Annotated in this window: 18 protein-coding genes; 8 read left to right on the plus strand and 10 right to left on the minus strand. The window is 67.5% G+C overall.

Features of this window, described 5'->3' with window-relative positions:
- Positions 1–9 precede the first annotated feature (9 nt).
- The 3 genes from NP4_RS05575 to NP4_RS05580 are packed head-to-tail and all read right to left on the minus strand — an operon-like array spanning position 10 to position 2,174.
- The gene (locus NP4_RS05575; protein WP_067992867.1) at positions 10–1,128 is read right to left on the minus strand and encodes a hypothetical protein; all 1,119 of its coding nucleotides are present in this window, start codon (positions 1,126–1,128) and stop codon (positions 10–12) included.
- A 48-nt stretch (positions 1,129–1,176) separates the two neighbouring features.
- A complete protein-coding gene (locus NP4_RS40695; protein WP_156524889.1) occupies positions 1,177–1,323 on the minus strand; it encodes a hypothetical protein in 147 nt (48 codons plus the stop codon).
- 32 nt (positions 1,324–1,355) lie between these two features.
- Positions 1,356–2,174 carry a hypothetical protein gene (locus tag NP4_RS05580; protein WP_067992870.1) on the minus strand — a complete coding sequence of 273 codons (819 nt, stop codon included), beginning with the start codon at positions 2,172–2,174 and terminating at the stop codon, positions 1,356–1,358.
- 318 nt (positions 2,175–2,492) lie between these two features.
- Here NP4_RS05580 and NP4_RS05585 point away from each other — a divergent pair, with 318 nt between their 5' ends.
- On the plus strand, positions 2,493–3,224 hold the full coding sequence (locus NP4_RS05585) for a DUF3472 domain-containing protein (RefSeq protein ID WP_067992872.1): 732 nt from the start codon (positions 2,493–2,495) through the stop codon (positions 3,222–3,224).
- Positions 3,225–3,368: 144 nt separating this feature from the next.
- Positions 3,369–3,839 (plus strand): DUF6841 family protein, encoded by a 471-nt coding sequence (locus tag NP4_RS05590; protein ID WP_114755519.1) that lies wholly within the window; start codon positions 3,369–3,371, stop codon positions 3,837–3,839.
- A gap of 21 nt (positions 3,840–3,860) precedes the next feature.
- Here the strand turns inward: NP4_RS05590 and NP4_RS05595 are convergent, their stop codons facing one another.
- Positions 3,861–4,565 (minus strand): flavodoxin family protein, encoded by a 705-nt coding sequence (locus NP4_RS05595; RefSeq protein ID WP_067992878.1) that lies wholly within the window; start codon positions 4,563–4,565, stop codon positions 3,861–3,863.
- Positions 4,566–4,963: 398 nt separating this feature from the next.
- Here NP4_RS05595 and NP4_RS05600 point away from each other — a divergent pair, with 398 nt between their 5' ends.
- On the plus strand, positions 4,964–6,073 hold the full coding sequence (locus NP4_RS05600; protein ID WP_067992881.1) for a serine hydrolase domain-containing protein: 1,110 nt from the start codon (positions 4,964–4,966) through the stop codon (positions 6,071–6,073).
- A 23-nt stretch (positions 6,074–6,096) separates the two neighbouring features.
- Here NP4_RS05600 and NP4_RS05605 read toward each other — a convergent pair whose 3' ends face one another.
- Both NP4_RS05605 and NP4_RS05610 read right to left on the minus strand, forming a co-directional pair.
- On the minus strand, positions 6,097–6,822 hold the full coding sequence (locus NP4_RS05605) for a MerR family transcriptional regulator (RefSeq protein ID WP_067992884.1): 726 nt from the start codon (positions 6,820–6,822) through the stop codon (positions 6,097–6,099).
- Between the two features lie 8 nt (positions 6,823–6,830).
- The gene (locus NP4_RS05610) at positions 6,831–7,184 is read right to left on the minus strand and encodes a hypothetical protein (RefSeq protein ID WP_067992888.1); all 354 of its coding nucleotides are present in this window, start codon (positions 7,182–7,184) and stop codon (positions 6,831–6,833) included.
- 246 nt (positions 7,185–7,430) lie between these two features.
- Here NP4_RS05610 and NP4_RS05615 point away from each other — a divergent pair, with 246 nt between their 5' ends.
- Both NP4_RS05615 and NP4_RS05620 read left to right on the plus strand, forming a co-directional pair.
- Positions 7,431–8,132 carry a DUF2306 domain-containing protein gene (locus tag NP4_RS05615; RefSeq protein ID WP_067992891.1) on the plus strand — a complete coding sequence of 234 codons (702 nt, stop codon included), beginning with the start codon at positions 7,431–7,433 and terminating at the stop codon, positions 8,130–8,132.
- A 91-nt stretch (positions 8,133–8,223) separates the two neighbouring features.
- On the plus strand, positions 8,224–8,556 hold the full coding sequence (locus tag NP4_RS05620; protein ID WP_067992894.1) for a hypothetical protein: 333 nt from the start codon (positions 8,224–8,226) through the stop codon (positions 8,554–8,556).
- A gap of 9 nt (positions 8,557–8,565) precedes the next feature.
- Here the strand turns inward: NP4_RS05620 and hrpB are convergent, their stop codons facing one another.
- Genes hrpB through NP4_RS05635 form a run of 3 tightly spaced genes read right to left on the minus strand, consistent with a single transcriptional unit; the run spans position 8,566 to position 12,910 of the window.
- Positions 8,566–11,010 carry an ATP-dependent helicase HrpB gene (gene hrpB / locus NP4_RS05625; protein WP_174556097.1) on the minus strand — a complete coding sequence of 815 codons (2,445 nt, stop codon included), beginning with the start codon at positions 11,008–11,010 and terminating at the stop codon, positions 8,566–8,568.
- Between the two features lie 36 nt (positions 11,011–11,046).
- Positions 11,047–12,528 (minus strand): AMP-binding protein, encoded by a 1,482-nt coding sequence (locus NP4_RS05630; RefSeq protein ID WP_082875575.1) that lies wholly within the window; start codon positions 12,526–12,528, stop codon positions 11,047–11,049.
- Between the two features lie 16 nt (positions 12,529–12,544).
- A complete protein-coding gene (locus NP4_RS05635) occupies positions 12,545–12,910 on the minus strand; it encodes a hypothetical protein (protein WP_245997191.1) in 366 nt (121 codons plus the stop codon).
- 27 nt (positions 12,911–12,937) lie between these two features.
- Between NP4_RS05635 and NP4_RS05640 the strand changes: the two genes are divergently transcribed.
- A complete protein-coding gene (locus NP4_RS05640) occupies positions 12,938–13,813 on the plus strand; it encodes a TIGR03621 family F420-dependent LLM class oxidoreductase (RefSeq protein ID WP_067992900.1) in 876 nt (291 codons plus the stop codon).
- A gap of 24 nt (positions 13,814–13,837) precedes the next feature.
- Here the strand turns inward: NP4_RS05640 and NP4_RS41495 are convergent, their stop codons facing one another.
- The gene (locus NP4_RS41495) at positions 13,838–14,275 is read right to left on the minus strand and encodes a hypothetical protein (protein ID WP_169813662.1); all 438 of its coding nucleotides are present in this window, start codon (positions 14,273–14,275) and stop codon (positions 13,838–13,840) included.
- Positions 14,276–14,494: 219 nt separating this feature from the next.
- Here NP4_RS41495 and NP4_RS41500 point away from each other — a divergent pair, with 219 nt between their 5' ends.
- The gene (locus NP4_RS41500) at positions 14,495–14,962 is read left to right on the plus strand and encodes an SRPBCC family protein (protein WP_067992905.1); all 468 of its coding nucleotides are present in this window, start codon (positions 14,495–14,497) and stop codon (positions 14,960–14,962) included.
- A gap of 76 nt (positions 14,963–15,038) precedes the next feature.
- The gene (locus NP4_RS05655) at positions 15,039–16,754 is read left to right on the plus strand and encodes an amidohydrolase (RefSeq protein WP_174556098.1); all 1,716 of its coding nucleotides are present in this window, start codon (positions 15,039–15,041) and stop codon (positions 16,752–16,754) included.
- Positions 16,755–16,828 lie beyond the last annotated feature (74 nt).

Consider the following 16,828-nt stretch of genomic DNA (forward strand, 5'->3'; position numbering starts at 1 on the left):
GATCGGCCGTCAGTTGAATTTCAGGTTGATGTTGATGCGGTGCATGGCGCCCGCGTACTCGACGCTCACCAAGACCTGCGCGATACGGCTGGTGTGCGCGTCCTTGACCGCCTGCACCTGCGCCGGGGACAGCGTCGCCGGATCGGCGTCGAGCAGGTTCAGCACCGGAATGCTGACCTTGAAGCTCTCCAGCACGCCGCCGGCGACGAGCGGATTGAGCACCGCCTCCATCTGAACGATCAACGAGCGCAAGCCCGATCGGCTGATGCGCAGATTGCCGATGGAACCGATCATGCGGGCCTTCAGCCGGAAGGTGATGTCATCGATCGTGCGCTGCACATCGATGAACTTCAGCCCCGCGCGATTGCCGGTGTAGCCCTCGCCGAGATAGACGCCGCCACCCGGGATGAGGGTGGGCGAGGTCAGCCACACGACCCCGTTGCCGTTGATGCCGGGCGGAATCGGATTCGATTCGTCCTCACTGCCGTTGAGCGTGTCGATCTGCGCGGCGGTGAAGGGCGCGCTGCTGATCGCGACCTGCTTGAGCACCATCGAGGTGTAGGGCGGATATCCGGCGATCGTGCCCGCGACCGCGGCCGCGGCGTCGTCGTCGCTCTGATGCGCGACGTAGACCATGCGGTCGTCGGCGAGGGCGCCCGCGACCAGCGTCGCCTCGGCGACGCCCTTGGTCAGCATCGCCACGCCCATGCGCTCCTTGCCGTCCACCCGATTGGATACGGTGACAACGTGATCGCGCAGCGCGGCGATGGCCCCGCCGGTTTTGGCGGTATCGGTGGTCAGCGCGGTATTGGCCAGCACCACGAACTGAACGTTGAGCGCCTCGGCGGCCACCAGGGATTTGGTGATGTCAGTGTCCTGGCGAATGCCCCAGAACTGGGTCGCGCTCGGATTCTGGCGCATGGCCGTGGCGAGCGACGCCGACAGCGCCGACGCCGCGGAGTTCTTCGCGGTGAATTTCGTGAGCGCCTCGTCGGGCGTGCTCACCTGGACCGGAACATTCGCGTCACCGGCCGTCGCCGCACCGATCACGACCAGGTTCCCGGTCGGTCGGATCGCGGGGGACACGTAATCGAACGAGGGAAAGACACGCACATAGCGGAGTGTCATGGGTTGTTCTCCTAGCTGGATGGGAAAGGGATGTCGAGCGCCGAATCGTCACGGCTCGTGGTACCGGGCCCGCAATTTCGCGCGATATTCCTCGATTTCTTCGTGCGACATGGCGATTGGCGATTCCTGCACATCCCGCGACTGCTCGGGAGGTTCGCCTCCGGCGTCCTCCGCCGCGGCTCGTGAGCGTGGCATTGCTACTCCTTCAAAGGTTTTCGATGTGCCGATCAGACGAAGACGGCGAGAATCTGCTGGGCGGCGAAGAAGGCGATGATCTGGTCCTGGGTGAATCCGCTGCCGGTCACCGCCGTGGCCGGGAAGACCACCAGAGGCGCTGTACGGGAAATGGTTTCGGCGAAATCGCCGTCGCGCAGTTCGTTCACGATCGGCGGCTGCGCGGCCAGCATGTGCCGCACATCGCGCAGCGCGGCGGTGAGATCGATGGTCTCCCGGATGAGGATTCCGATCCGCAGCGTCAACCGGCGACTCGCCGCCGGATCGGCCGGGTCGAAGGCCGGAGCGGGCTTGACCTTCACCTCCGCGAGCAGATAGCGGAACGCGCGCCGCAACTGTTCGACCGTGCTCAGACCGTTCTCGCGCATGAACGCGTCGAGGTCGATATAGCGGAACTTCGCCCGGAACTCGTCGAGGGTGGCGAAATCACCGAGCGGGCCGATGCGCAACGAATCCAGCTCGCCCGGATCGATGTCCAGCACCACCGTGGCCGCCAGATCCGCCACGACATCGATCCATTTCGGATCGGCGCCGTCGCTGCCGACGATATCGACATCGGTGCGGATGTGCCCGGGCATGGTCTGGGTCCAATTCCCGGTCCGCCGGATCACCGGATACAGCGGTTCCGCGCATTCCGCGGCGAGTACATCGACCGCCGTGACGTCGTGGATCACTGCGTAGGGCAGCTGATACACCGCCGAAAGCAGCGTGCGCACCCGGGTGCGGCCGGTGTCCGAGGCCGGGAATACGAGGTCGTGGATCCCGGCCGTCGTCGCCAGGCGAAGCAGGATGGTATCGGTCGCCTGCCCCATGAATTTCCTCCCCATTCGGTGTGGGTCCGAATCGGTGGATCGAATGGCCGATCCACGTCTGGGAGTGAGTTTTCAGGGCGGTAATCTCACGCGCGTTTCACGCGCGTCTCACCGATCCCGCATTGGAAGGAGGCCCCCGATATTACCGGCATCGCTCTCATGGGGTCGACGATTCGTCACCGAGATGTCGTCCGGGCGACCCCCTATTCACCAGCCCACCCGGTGGGCTCATCACGCGACCAGCGCCTGTCACGTCGTAGCATCACCAGCGAATACCTTGTCCCGCAATGCTTTCGATACTCGTACCGGAGGAAAGGCATGCGCCGCAATCCGATCGCTCGCCTCATCGTCCCGATGCTGCTCAGCCTGCTGGCACTGTCCGGAACGGCCGCCCCGGCCGAGGCCGCGCAGGCCGCGGTTCATCAGTGGTGGGGCTACTCCGGCGCGGGCATGTGGAATCTGGACACCACGGTGACGGTGCAGAAGCCCGGTCCCACAAGGTTTTTCGCGCACCAGTTCGGCTTCGAGGGCGGCGACGGGGGGTACATGGGCATCCAGCAGACTCCACACGGCCGCCAGGCGATCTTCTCGGTATGGAACTCCCCGGGCGCGGCCCAGGCCGGACCGGGCGCGTCGTGTGAGACCTTCGGCGGCGAGGGCGTGGGCTGGCACTGCCAACTCCCCTACGATTGGGCCGTCGGCAGGCCCTACCGGCTGCGCGTCTGGAAGGTCGACGCGCATTCCGACGGCGCGACCCGCTGGGTCGCCGCCGTCGCCGACACCACGACCGGCAAGGAGTCCACGATCGGCTATCTGTGGACCCGATCCGGTCAGAAGCAGTTGCGCCCCTCCTCCGCGGTCTGGATCGAGGACTACGGCATGACCACCGGCAACTGCGCCACCGAAACGCCCGCCACCGCGACCTTCACCTATCCGACCGGTAATGCGGGCCAGGTGACCGCGACCCGAGCCAGCGGCGACACCGCGGCCTGCGGCAACCATCGCTCGGCCATCACCGATCACGGCAACTCGGTGACACTCGCCGAATAGCTCCTCAGGCTTTGCCCAGGACCCCGCCGTACTCGTGGACCGGGACGCCAATCGCGTCTATCAGCGCGAATACGAGCTATCGTGCCTATGACGCATGACAGGTTCGAACTCGCGATCACCGATACCACTCCTCGGAGGCAGCCAGTGAACACCTCGTCGACAACCGAGCTCACCACACAGATCAGTCGCTGGTACGAGAGCTACCTCGAGGCTCTGCCCGGCCTGCTGACCGGCGATCTGCCGACGCTGTTCGACTACTTCGCCGTGCCGATGCTGTCGGTGTCCAGCAGCGGCGCGGTCACCCTGCGCAATGCGGCGGAGGTCGTCAACGGGTACGTCACCATGTTCGAGGCGGCCCACGAGGCGAAACGCCGACGCGGCGTCGAATGCGGCCATACGATCCGCATCCTCAACGCCCGCGCCGCGACCATCTCCGCCACCTGGGAATGGCACGACGACGACGGTAACGCCCTGGCCAAGATCCCCTACGAGACCCTGCTCGCCGACAGCGGCGACGGCTGGCGCATCGTGGTGATCACGCAATTGGATCCCGACCTGGACGCCGCGGTCAGCCCGATCACGCTGCAGAGCCCGTCGGTGCGGCTCGGTTCGTAAACCGGGAACTGTTCGTCCGACTCAGCGATATTCGGGATTCTCGAAGTCGAACCGGCATCCGGCGTCCCACTCCGAACGCTGGTTACCGTGCGCGGGAATTCCGTTGTTGTCCTTCAGCATTCGCGCAAGATGCAGCAGATTCCACGTCATGAAGGTGGTGTTGCGGTTGGTGAAGTCGTTGTCCGGCCCGCCCGAGCCGGGATCCAGATACGACGGTCCGGGACCGGCCTCACCGATCCACCCCGCATCGGCCTGCGGCGGGATCGTGTATCCGAGGTGCTGCAGGCTGTAGAGAACGTTCATGGCACAGTGTTTGATGCCGTCCTCGTTACCGGTGATCAGACAGCCGCCGACCCGCCCGTAGTAGGCGTACTGGCCACGCTCGTTGAGAATCGACGAGTTCCCGTACAACCTCTCGATGACCTTCTTCATCACAGAACTGTTGTCCCCCAACCAGATCGGCCCGGCAAGAACGAGAATATCGGCCTCCATCACCTGCCGCTGCAACACCGGCCACTCGTCGGTCTCCCACCCGTGCTCGGTCATATCGGGCCAGACCCCGCTGGCGATATCGTGATCGACCGCGCGAATATGCGAAACCCGCACACCGTTCTTCGCCATGATGTGGGCACTCACATCGATCAGCCCCCCGGTATTACTGGGCTCCGGCGAACGTTTCAACGTGCAATTGACGAACAGCGCCCGCAGATCGGTGTAGTCGGCCATCGCGCCAGCCTTTCGAAGGTTCGGTACCGGCCGCCGGGGTCGGCGGTCGTACCGAATCCTCGCGTCGCGAGGCAGCCCACACCAGGCGGGCACGCGGGTATCCGGCGAATGTCAGCGAACCGTCACCTTCGAGCCGATGCTCGTCCGGTCAGTCGAGGGTGCGGATGTGGAATATCGCCGCCCGCATGCGCGTCCGACGACGCTCACGGGGCAACATCTGTTCGCTCATGATCCCTCCACACCGGACCCACCTGGACCGAACCAGATACCGAACAGAGTTGCACCCGAACAAGATTGATCGACAAGAGCACGGAACGATGTCCGATACGTCCGAGAGTCCTTGTATGTGCCCCTACGGCAGGGTGTTGGCTGAGGACATCGGAGCAGGAGGTACGACAGTGAAATGGCCCCTCGCCGTGGCGGCGACGCTCGTTCTGGCCATACCCGTCGGGGTCGGCGGATGCGCGGACCGACATCCACCCGATCGCGCCGCGCGCCTACAGACGCTGCTGGATCGGCTCGTGCACGACGCCGCGGTTCCCGGAGCGCAACTGGTGCTGACCCGCGACGGTCGTGATCTCACGCTCACCAGCGGCGTCGCCGATACGAGTACGGGAGCGGCCTTCCCCGACGCCGCCCGGGCGCGAATCGCGAGCAATACCAAGACCTTCGTCGCCTCGGTGGTCCTGCAACTGGTCGCGCAGCGCCGGGTGGAACTCGACGCCCCGGTGGCACGCTATCTGCCCGTCGCCGGTCCCGGCGGCGACGGCCGCGCGATAACCGTCCGAAATCTGCTGCAGCACACCAGCGCGATTCCCGATTATCTCACCATGCTGGATCTCGACTTTGTCGAGGCGCTCACCCGCGATCACTCGATCGGCGATCTGATCCGCCTCGGCCTGGATCAACCCGCAACCTTCGCCCCCGGCGTGAGTTTCGCATACTCCAATACCAACTACCTGTTGGCGGGGCAGTTGATCGAACGAGTGACCGGCACGCCTGTCGATGTCGAAGTGACCCAACGAATCATCAACCCGCTGGGACTGCGCGACACCTACTGGCCCCGATACCCGGCCGAGGCCGTCATCCGGGGCCCGCACCCGCGCGCCTATCTCGAAAACGACGGCGGCCGTACCGATATCACCGATATCGACCCCAACGGCGGCCTGCCCGACGGCGCGATGATCTCCACCGGCCACGACCTGAACCGATTCTTCCTCACCCTGCTCTCGGGCGCGGTCGTACCGCCCGCCCAGCTGGCCGAGATGCGCCGCACCGTCGCCGATCCGCACTCCGCGGACCGAGTCGGATTGGGACTGTTCGGCAAGACCACCGCCTCCGGCGTCGAAGTCTGGGGCCACGGCGGAAGCATCCCCGGCTTCTACACCGCGGGCGGCGCGGCCCCCGACCGCGCGATCACGATCATCCTGAATCAGGTTCCCGCCGAATCGAGTTCGGGCGTCGACGAGATCATCGACGCCCTCGTGGACGAGGCCACACGCCCGTGAACGATCGCCTGGCTCACAAACCTTCACACACCGCCGAGCAGCTTGGCGAGGCGGCGCAGCACATCGAGTTGCACGGGGGTGTACAGCTCGTTCAGGGCCAGCACGATCGTCTCCGTGGCGACCCGTGGCCCGTGCGGCGCGGCGAGGCCGATCTCCCGCAGTTCCGGACGGCTGCCGAACAGCTCTCGCACGAATCGGGCCAGACGCTGCGCCGACTCGCGCCGGGCGCGCTCATCGGAATCGGCTGGCAATCGGCCGAATTCGATGACCGCGGGATGGGTGAACCACGTCTCCAGCATGTCGGCGTAGGCCTCGATGGTCGCGGGGCCGAGCACCCGGGTCAGCACGACGGCCAGCGCACGGTCGGCCTCGGACAGGTCCACCTCGACCGCGGCCACCGCCAAGCGGGGCGGCAGGTCGGTCGGTGTGGCCTGGCGCAGCGTCAGGGCCAGTTCGGCGCGAATCCGTTGCAGCCGTTCGACGGTCGCGGCGAGTTCGGCGTCCAGGGTGCGCAGCGCCTGTTCGGGATGGTCGGTCATATCGCCCATCTGGGCGATCCGCGCCAGCGAGAAGCCCAGATCGATGAGGCGTTTGATCCGCAGCAGGCGCACCAGATCCGGCACGCCGTAGCGCTTGTAGCCGTTGGACCGCCGTTCGGGTTCGGCCAGCAGGCCGATCTCGTGATAGTGCCGCACAGCGCGCACGCTGGTACCAGCTAGTTCGGCGAGTTGCCTTGTACTCCACGCCATTACGGCCCTCAGCCTCGCCGCCGCAGGCGCACGAGCTGATAGCCGAGACTCACCACGACGATGACCGCGGCCAGGACGGGATGCATATCCTTGGACAGACTCGGCGCGGGATCGGCTTCGGTCGCCCAGCGGATCAGCGGAATGGCATAGGCCACGGCGAGCGCGACGGCCGCCCAGCGCAGTGCGCCTCGACGAGTGCCGCGCAGGGTGCCGATCAGTGTGGCGAGCACCGGCACGATCGCGACCATGGCGAATTGACCGATGATCAGAACCGGCACCAGCCAGGCCGAGACCGTGACCCAGCGCGGCAGCCGGTCGGCCGCGCGATGCGTCGACTCGGGCCCAGATGTGGTGATGGACATGATGTTTCCTCATTCCTCGGTCGAACGGTTGTCGACCGCGGCGAGCGCGGCGATCAGGACGATTCCGAGCATCGTGGTCTGCGTCTTCGACGCGCTGATGTCGCTCATGGGCGTGGTCCTCACAGCGTTGGTAAGCAGCTATCGACTTGGTTAGAGCCTATAACCAGATCGGGGCGATAAGCAATAGCAAGAGTGAGACTCTCTAACGGTTGACCCTGCCGCTGGGTCAGCGTGTCTTCTCGGGTCATGACCATCACGACCACCGCCCGCTCCAGCTGGGCCTGGGTCACCCTCTCCTCCGTCGCCGTCGCGGCGTACTTCGTCGGCCAATACGCCCAGGGCTCATTGGATTCGCTCGCCCGCGCACACACCGGACTCGCGGCGACCTATGCCGCCAGACCCTGGCCGATTCAGGTGGCCTTCTACTTGCACATCGTCCTCGCCGGACTCGCGCTGGCACTGGGACCCTGGCAGTTCGCGAAACGAATTCGCGTGCGGCATATTCGTATTCACCGCGCCATAGGACGGATCTACCTGATCGCGGTTCTCGTCGGCGGCGTCGCGGCCCTCGTCATGGCGCCGTTCAATTCCGCCGGCATGGTGGGATTCTTCGGCTTCGGCGCGCTGGCCGTGCTGTGGCCCTGGACGGCTTGGCGTGCCTTCCGCGCGGTGCGCGACCGCGATATCGCCTCCCATCAGGCCTGGATGATCCGCTGCTTCGCCCTGACCTACGCCGCGGTCACGCTGCGCCTGGAATTCGCCGCCCTCATTCTGATACAGCTCCCCTTCGCCGGGCCCGACGCCGATTTCGCCGCCCTCTCCGCCAATGCCTATGCCCCGCTGGCCTTCCTCGCCTGGCTGCCCAATCTCGTGATCGCCGAATTCATGGTCCGCCGCCGCGGTCTCCCGGCCCTGTATCTGACCACCCGGCCGATCCCGACCGTCTGATTCCACGCGGACGCGACAATTCGAATTCTCATCCACGGCGGCCGCGGCATCGAATACGTCTCGACGAACCCATGCGATCGAAAGGGGAAATATGTATTTACGTCGTCCCACCCACTGGGTGACCGTTGCGCTGGCGGGCGTCGCGATCGCCGCGGCCGGGCCCGGCCCGATCGCCCATGCCGATACCACCTATCAGGTCGTCAAGGGGCCGCAGGGCAAGGCGTCCGTCGCGACCTGTCCGGACGGGGCCAAGGCCACGAGCGGCGGATGGGAGGCCGGAAACGGCCAGGCCCCGGACACTCTCGAATACAGCAGGCCGACCGCCGACGATTCCGGCTGGGAGGTCGCGAGCCATTCCTCGCGCCAGGTCGTCGCCTACGCCGTCTGCGCGTCCGAGACCCCGCCTCCGCAGCCGCCGCAGTAGTTCCGAGATCTACCCGCGCGACGCGCGGCGAGCCGTACCGCGGTGCGCGGGAACGCTCGCCGGATCCTCCGGCCACGAATGTTTGGGATAGCGGCCGCGCAGCTCGGCGCGAACCTGCGGCCAACCCGTGCTCCAGAAGGACGCCAGATCCGCGGTGACGGCCACCGGGCGCTGTGCCGGGGACAGCAGGTGCAGCAGCACCGGGGCCGCCCCGTCGGCCAGTGCGGGCGTATCGGACCAGCCGAACACCTCCTGCACCCGCACGGCCAGCACCGGGCGCTCGCCGGAGTAGTCCACGCGAATTCGGCTGCCGGACGGGACTTCCAGACGTTCCGGGGCGAGCTCGTCGAAACGGGCGGCCGCGGGCCAGGGCAGCAGGCGGCGCAGCGCCCGGCCGGTGTCGACGCGTTCGAGGTCCGCGCGGCGACGGGCGGTGGCCAGTTCCGGGCCCAGCCAGGCATCGAGATCGGCGAGCAGGGCCTCGTCGTCGACCGGCGGCCACGGCGCGCCCAGGGTGCGCTGCAGGAAGTCCAGGCGTTGGCGCAGCGCGAGTGTCTCCGCGTCCCAACGCAACAGGCCCAGTCCGACCGTGTGTAACCCAGTGCGCAGCGCGGCGGCGATCGACCCGGAATCCGGATCGCGCAGCGGCCGCTCCGACAAGACCAGCGCGCCCAGGCGCGTCACCCGACGGGCCACCACATCCCCGTCGACCCAGTCGACCTCCTCGATCGTGGCCAGCAGGCTCGGGGCCGCGCGGCGGGCAAGCTCCACATCGGCGTTGGCCGCCAGGCGAATACGGCCCTCGGACCGTCCCGGATCGCGGGCGGCCACCGCGACGGCCAGCCATTCCGAATCGGCCAGGCCGGAGCCGGGCGGCAGGGTCACCGCGGTGCCACCGGCCATGAGGTAACTCGTCGATCCCGCGGCGCGTCGCCGGGCAAGACGTTCCGGATGAGCAAGCGCCACAACGAAAGCCGGATCGTCCTCGCCATCGGCAGTCCCCTCGACGAGACGGGCCAATCGCTCCGCCTCCCGCTTCCAGCGCGACGGGCGTTCGCGACGCAGCGCGCGGATCGCCTCTACCACATCGACTCCGGATGCCAGGGTGTCGTCGTCGAGCAGCGCGACCACTTCCGCGGCGGTCCGCGCCCCGACCACGGCCGCACCGTCGAGCAGGGCGCGGGCGAGTCTGGGATGCAGACCCAGCGCGGCCATCCTCCTGCCGCGATCGGTCACCGAACCGTCCGCGGCCACGGCTCCCAAGGCCCGCAACACTTCTCGGCCCGCGGCCAGCGGGCCGGGCGGTGGGGCATCCCACCAGGCCAGGCCCTCGCCGTCGGGTGTTCCCCAGCACGCGAGTTCCAGCGTCAGCCGCGTCAGGTCGGCGGTGCGGATCTCCGGTTCGGGATAGGCGGGCAGCGTGGCGTGTTCGTTCTCCGGCCAGCATCGCCACACCCGGCCCGGCGCTTCGCGACCCGCACGCCCGGCGCGCTGGTCGGCGACGGCCGCCGAGACCCGAACCGTCGCCAGCCCGGACAGTCCGCGCCGGTGGTCGGTGCGCGGCACGCGGGCCAGTCCGGAGTCCACCACCGCGCGCACGCCGGGCACGGTCAGGCTGGATTCGGCTACCGCCGTGGACAATACGACGCGTCGCCGCGCGCCCCGGGCCAGCGCGAGATCCTGCGAGGCCGCCGACAGACGCCCGTGCAGCGGCAGCACATCGACCTCCCGCAGCCCGGTCAGCAGCGCCGCGGTCCGCCGAATCTCCGCCGCACCGGGCAGGAAGACCAGCACATCCCCGTCGGTTTCGGCCAGCGCGGTCCGGGTCGCCCGTGCCACCTGCGTCTCGGTTCGCTCGCCCTTGATCGGTGGCACGTACGCGATGTCGACCGGATAGGTTCGCCCCCGCACCTCCAGCGTCGGCGCGGGTCGATCGTCGCCGAGCAGATCCGCCAACCGATCCGCGGCCACCGTCGCCGAGGTGGCCAGCACCCGCAGGTCCGGGCGCAGGCCGTTCCGCGCATCCAGCAACAGGGCCAGCAGCAGGTCGGCGTCCAGATGCCGCTCGTGACATTCGTCGAGCACGATCGTCCGAACCCCGGCCAGTTCCGGATCGCCCTGCAATCGCCGCACCAGCAGACCCGAGGTCACCACCTCGATGCGAGTGCCCGCGCTCACGCGCCGATCGCCACGGACGGAATAGCCGACGGTGTCGCCGACCCGCTCGCCCAGCAGTGCCGCCATCCGCGCGGCGGCCGCCCGCGCCGCCAGCCGCCGCGGCTCGGCGACCACCACGCGCCCGTCGGCCGCCGCGGCCAAAGCCAATGGCACCAGGGTCGTCTTACCGGTGCCCGGCGGCGCGACGAGCACGGCGGTTCCGCGCGCGGCCAGCGTCTCGCACACCTCGTCGAGCGCGGCGCGCACGGGAAGATCAGGCAGTTCGGGCAGTTTCATCGCTCGACCAGTCTGCCCGGACCCGATCGGGACCGCTCAGCCGACCTGCCGATCGGTGTCGGCCCAGTAGCGGGCGCGCAATTGTTTCTTATCGGGTTTGCCCACGGCGGTCAGTGGGAGGGAGTCGACGAATTCGACCCGCTTGGGCGCGTGGACGGAACCCTTGTGCTCCTTGACGAATGCGATGAGTTCGTCGGCGGTCACGGGCGCGTTGGTGATCACCACGGCCAGAACCGCCTCTCCCCATTTGGGATCCGGGACGCCGATCACCGCCGCCTGGCCGACGGCCGGATGCTGGACGAGAACGTCTTCGACCTCGCGGCTGTAGACATTGAATCCGCCGGTGACCACCATGTCTTTGGCGCGGTCGACGATGGTGAGCAGGCCGCGCTCATCGGCGCGGGCCAGATCGCCGGTGTGCAGCCAGCCGCCCCGCATGGCCTCGGCGGTCAGATCCGGCGCCTTCCAGTAGCCGTCCATGACCAGCGGTCCGCGCACGCAGATCTCGCCGATTTCCCCGATCGGCACCTCGTCGCCGTCGGGATCGAGCAGCTTCACGCTATTGCCCGGCACCGGCCGCCCACAGGATTCGAGACGGCCGGGCGTGTGGTCGCCGCGACGCAGGACGGTGACGGTATTGGGCGCTTCGGTCTGGGCGTACATCTGCATGAAGATCGGCCCGAACCGCTCGATGGCCTCGGCGAGCCGGGCCGGAGCCATCGGTGACGCGCCGTAGACGATGGTCTCGAAGCCCGACAGATCGGTTCCGGCGTCCAGCAGCGCGTAGAGGATCGAGGGGACCACGAAGGTCATATTCGGCCGATGCTCGGCGATATTGCGCGCGAACTCCTCGAGTTCGAATTTCTGTTGCAGCACAACGGTTCCGCCGCGCGCGAGCACCGGGAGCAGGATCAGCCCGGTGGCATGGGATACCGGAGTGACCGCGAGGAAGCGCGGTGTTTCCGGAAGCTCCCAGGCCGCCAAGGTCATCAGCGCATTGGCGACCAACACCCGGTGCGGCAGCATGACCCCCTTCGGCACACCGGTCGTACCGCCGGTGAACGGTAGGAAGGCGAGATCGTCGGCAAGCACCTCGATCCGCGGCCGCGTCGTGGGCTGATCGAGATACGCCGGTTCGTCGAGCCGCCAGATCACCTCGGGCAGACCGCGCAACGTCGAAACATGCTCGTCGAAACGCCCCTCGTAACAGAAGGCCGACACCTCGGCGCGAGCCAATACCGCGGTGTGATCATCCGCCGATCCCATGGGATGCAACGACGTGTACCGACACCCCGCCGCAATCGCGCCCATCATCACCACGAACGACTCGGGATGATTGGTCGACAGCATGGCCACCCCGTCGCCCTGCCCCAGCCCGGCCGCCCGCAGCGCGTGCGCGACCTGCGAAACCCGCTCCGCGGTCTGCCGATACGTCAGCGAGCCGTCCTTCCAGACGAACGCCACCGCATCCGGTTCCGCGGCCAGCACCTGGTACAGCAGATCGATATATGTAGCCATGGCTGGACGGTACGCCCTACCGCTGCTGTTCGGACTGCTGATACTCCCGCCAGGCCCGCTGCGTCTCGGTGAGCTTCGGCCGCGGGGTGCGGTTGCGGAAGAAGTTGACCGCCATCAGCACCGGGACGATGAAGGCCTGGAAGAAGATCAGATACGAACCGCCGTCGAACAGGAATGCGAGGTAGAAGGCGTAGCCGACGAAGACCGCGCCGAAGATGAAGTTGATCGAGCGCGCGGTCGTGCTCTGCCCGTGCTTCACCAGGGCCATGGCGATCATGGCGATACCACTGATCGCGAGCAGCGCGACATACCAATTGAACAAGGAGACCCCCGAGGTAACCGCGGCCGTACCGGTCGGCCGGCCGAGCCGGAACCATAGCATCCGAAAGTGGATGGTAGGAAACAAGTTATGACTCGTGGATTCCGCTTCGGCGTCAATATGTTCTCGGTAAGCACCCGTCGCGAGGTGACGGAGAAGGCCCGGCGGGCCGAGGCGCTCGGTTACGACGTCTTCTCGGTGCCCGATCATCTCGGAATGCCCGCGCCGTTTCCGACTCTGATGCTGGCCGCGGAGGTCACCGAGCGGATCCGGTTGGGTACCTGCGTATTGAATACCCCGTTCTACAACCCCGCATTGCTGGCTCGCGATGTCGCGGCACTGGACCAATTCAGCGGCGGCAGAGTGGAACTCGGACTGGGCGCGGGTTATGTGCGGGAGGAGTTCGACGCGATCGGGATGGCGATGCCGGGCCCGGGCGCGCGCGTGGACTACATCGAACAGACCGTGCTCACCATGCGCAAACTACACTCCGACCCCGCGTATCAGCCGGCCCCGGCGCGACCAGGCGGCCCGCCGGTGCTGATCGCCGGTTCGGGAAATCGCTTGCTGCGCATCGCCGCTCAGCATGCCGACGTGGTGGGCCTGCCCGGCGCGGTGATGCCGAAGGACGCCCCGCCGAACGTCGCGGGACCGGAACAGGTCGCCGAGCGCGCCGCGTATGTCCGCGATCTGCTCGGCGACCGCCGCGATCGGGTAGAACTCAATCTGCTGGTGTGGGGCGTGGGCGCACCGGCGGACCGGGACGGCGTGGGTGCGCGGGTGCGCGCGGCCGTCCCGGGATTCACCGATGATCGGATCGACGAGGTCCCGGCGGTGATGGTGGGTACACCGCAGCAGATCGCCGACGGCGTGCGCGAATGCCGAGACCGCTACGGGATCACATATTTCACTGTCCTGGAAGCGGATATGGAGGCGTTCGCACCCGCGATCGAACTACTGAAGTAGACGTCCCGCCGGTACTCGCCGCTCCTACGGCAGCACCACGCAGTTGGGTCCGACGGTGATACCGGTTCCCACGGTGTACGGCGCACGGTGGGAGTAGGTGTCGAAGTCGTCGTCGGAGCGGAATTCGGCCACCAGCACCCGGTGCTGACCCCGATTGGCCGGCGTCCAGGTGGTGCGGGCCGTTCCGGTGGCGTCGGCGATCACCACCGCGGGCTGGAACCCCCCACGGATCGGATGACCGTCGGCCTCGTCGACGAAGATCACCTCCTGCCCCGGATCCGTGGTGGCGACCACCGGGTAGGAGCACCCTGCGCCGAGGGCCGGATCCGAGCTGCCGAAGCTCTGCCCGTGGTCGACGCGAATGCTGGTGACGGTGGCCCCCGCCTGGGGCGCGGCGAGCGCTATCGCGGTGGCGAGCACACCCAGTGTCGCCACCGCGGCCGCTCTGTTCGGAGAGAACAAGTTGAATTACCTTTTCTCACAAGGGAATTCCCCAGAACTGGGGACGTGCTGAACTGTGGCACAGATTTCACGCCCCGCTCAATCCCCCCGTTCTGGGGGCCACTACGCCCCCTACATCACGGTCTCCGAGCTGCGGGCGGGAGTGATCCGCACCTCATCTCGCTAGCGGCGAGACCTCGTTCTGCTGCACGATCGACTCGTCGAGACAGAACCGAGGACATGATGATCACCATCATCACAGCGGTCGAGCAGACCATCGCGGCGTCGCCCGAAGACCTGTACGACCTGGTCTCCGTCCCGGCGAATTGGCCTGAGCTGATTCCCTCCTCGGAACGCGTGGAGGGTGGTACACGCGGGTCGGCGGCGGTCGGCGCGCGCTTCGCCGACCACATCCGCGATCCGGTCACCGGGCTGCAAACAAGGCTGGACTACATCGTGCGGCGGGCCGAGCGGGGGAAGGTCTTCGAATTCTCGGCCGAGGAGCCGTTCGGCAGGCCCGACGTCGGCTACACCGTCACCTACAGCCTCGAACCCGCACCCGACGGCACGACCTTTCGGCGTGAGGCGCGCACGGAATATTCGGAACGACGACCGCTGCCGCGCGATCTACTGGACGCGACGCTGAGCGAACCCGTCCACGGCAGCGTCTATCTGGACAACGTCCGGGCGAAGTTCGAACCGAAATAGCCACCGCTGCAATAGAATACAAACGCACCGCTCGTGTTTTCCAGCATTTCGACCCGCCCGTGAGAGTGAGAACTTCATGTGCCCGAACTGCGGTCACTCGGCCGAGCCTGCTCAACTCAGTAGACGTCACATCCTCTCCCTGATCGGCGTCACCGCGACCGGACTGGTGGCCGGGTGCGCGCAGGACGCGCCGCGGCCGGTGGTCGAACGGGTGCTCGTCGACGGGGTGCGCGGGTTCACGCCCACGGGCGATGGTCGGCTGCGCGAATTTCGGAGTCTGCTGGTGGGAGCGGATGGGAAGGTCGAGGCGCTCGATCCGGGCGAGGCCGGCGGCGCTCGGCGGATCGATGGGCGCGGCCGCGTGTGTCTGACGGGGCTGCACGATGCGCACGGGCACGTCTGGAATCTCGGGGCGGTCGCGAGTCGGGTCGATCTGTCCGAGACGCGCTCGCTCGACGACGCGCTGCGGGTCATCGGGACCTATGCCCGCGAGCATGCGGATCGGCCGTGGGTGCTGGGCAGGGGCTGGAACGAGGTGGTCTGGGGGCTCGGCCGACTGCCGACCGCGGCCGATGTCGACCGGGTGGCAAGTGATCGGCCGGTGTGGCTGTGTCGCGTGGACGGCCATGCGGGACTGGCGAATTCGGCCGCGCTGCGGGCCGCGGAGGTGAGTGTCTCGACACCGGATCCGGCCGGTGGCCGGATCGTTCGCGACGCCGCGGGCGCGCCGACGGGCGTACTGATCGATGCCGCCACCGAACTGGTGGATCGCAAGACGCCCGCCACGACGCTGTCCGATCACGAGGAGCATCTCCAGGCCGCCCAGCGCACAATGCTCGCGGCCGGGCTCACCGCGGTCAGCGATGCCTCCACCAATGCCGATCAGGTTGCCGCGCTGTACAACTGCGCCCGCAGTGGCCGAATGTCGGTGCGGATCAACGCGTTTCTGTCCTGGGAGGCCTTCACCGCCCTCGGCGCGCAGGCGCGCACCGATTCCGTGGCCGATACGCTGCGCATCCGGACGGTCAAACTCTTCGTCGACGGCGCACTCGGCAGCCACGGTGCGGCACTGCTCGAACCCTACGACGATCAGCCCGACGCCCGGGGCCTGCCACAGCTGACCCAGGCCGAATTGACCTCGCGCGTACGGCAGATCGTCGAGGCCGGCTATCAGGTGGCCGTGCACGCCATCGGCGATCTCGGCAATCGGATGGTGCTCGACGCCTACGACGAGGTCCTGCGAACCTCGCGCGCACCCCGACTGCGCCATCGCATCGAACACGCCCAGGTCCTCGCGCCATCGGACATCCCGCGCTTCACCGGACTCGACCTCATCGCCTCGATGCAGCCCGTACACGCCACCGACGATATGAACATGGCCGAAACCCGAATCGGCGCACGACGTCTCACCGGCGCGTACGCATGGCGAACATTCCTGGACCAGCGCACGAGAATCGCGGCCGGTTCGGACTTCCCGGTCTCCTCCCACAACCCCTTCGACGGCCTCCACGCCGCGATCACCCGCACCGACCGATCCGGCCTACCCACCGGCGGCTGGCGCCCCGACCAGGCCATGACCCCCACCGAGGCCTACCGCGCCTTCACCCTCGACGCCGCCTACGCCGCCCACCAGGAGACGATGATCGGCTCCCTCGAACCCGGCAAATACGCCGATTTCCTCCTGGTCGACCAGAACCCGTTCGCCCTCGAACCCGGCCGCGCGCTCTGGCAGACGAAGGTCCTGCAGACCTGGGTCGGCGGCCGACTCGTCGGCGAGTACGGGGCTCTGTGAGCAATAGCGCACCGCCCACATTTGGCGCGCCTCGCCCCGAACAGGCGGACAGTCGATTGTCCGAGATGCGTTCG

Origin of the sequence: Nocardia pseudobrasiliensis NBRC 108224 (assembly GCF_001613105.1) — a bacterium.
GTDB lineage: Bacteria > Actinomycetota > Actinomycetes > Mycobacteriales > Mycobacteriaceae > Nocardia > Nocardia pseudobrasiliensis.

Coding starts and splice junctions, on each gene's coding strand:
- NP4_RS05575 (WP_067992867.1), bottom strand. CDS start 1,128: ATGACACTCCGCTATGTGCGTGTCTTTCCCTCGTTCGATTACGTGTCC.
- NP4_RS40695 (WP_156524889.1), bottom strand. CDS start 1,323: ATGCCACGCTCACGAGCCGCGGCGGAGGACGCCGGAGGCGAACCTCCC.
- NP4_RS05580 (WP_067992870.1), bottom strand. CDS start 2,174: ATGGGGCAGGCGACCGATACCATCCTGCTTCGCCTGGCGACGACGGCC.
- NP4_RS05585 (WP_067992872.1), top strand. CDS start 2,493: ATGCGCCGCAATCCGATCGCTCGCCTCATCGTCCCGATGCTGCTCAGC.
- NP4_RS05595 (WP_067992878.1), bottom strand. CDS start 4,565: ATGGCCGACTACACCGATCTGCGGGCGCTGTTCGTCAATTGCACGTTG.
- NP4_RS05605 (WP_067992884.1), bottom strand. CDS start 6,822: ATGGCGTGGAGTACAAGGCAACTCGCCGAACTAGCTGGTACCAGCGTG.
- NP4_RS05610 (WP_067992888.1), bottom strand. CDS start 7,184: ATGTCCATCACCACATCTGGGCCCGAGTCGACGCATCGCGCGGCCGAC.
- NP4_RS05615 (WP_067992891.1), top strand. CDS start 7,431: ATGACCATCACGACCACCGCCCGCTCCAGCTGGGCCTGGGTCACCCTC.
- NP4_RS05620 (WP_067992894.1), top strand. CDS start 8,224: ATGTATTTACGTCGTCCCACCCACTGGGTGACCGTTGCGCTGGCGGGC.
- hrpB (WP_174556097.1), bottom strand. CDS start 11,010: ATGAAACTGCCCGAACTGCCTGATCTTCCCGTGCGCGCCGCGCTCGAC.
- NP4_RS05630 (WP_082875575.1), bottom strand. CDS start 12,528: ATGGCTACATATATCGATCTGCTGTACCAGGTGCTGGCCGCGGAACCG.
- NP4_RS05635 (WP_245997191.1), bottom strand. CDS start 12,910: ATGCTATGGTTCCGGCTCGGCCGGCCGACCGGTACGGCCGCGGTTACC.
- NP4_RS05640 (WP_067992900.1), top strand. CDS start 12,938: ATGACTCGTGGATTCCGCTTCGGCGTCAATATGTTCTCGGTAAGCACC.
- NP4_RS41500 (WP_067992905.1), top strand. CDS start 14,495: ATGATGATCACCATCATCACAGCGGTCGAGCAGACCATCGCGGCGTCG.
- NP4_RS05655 (WP_174556098.1), top strand. CDS start 15,039: ATGTGCCCGAACTGCGGTCACTCGGCCGAGCCTGCTCAACTCAGTAGA.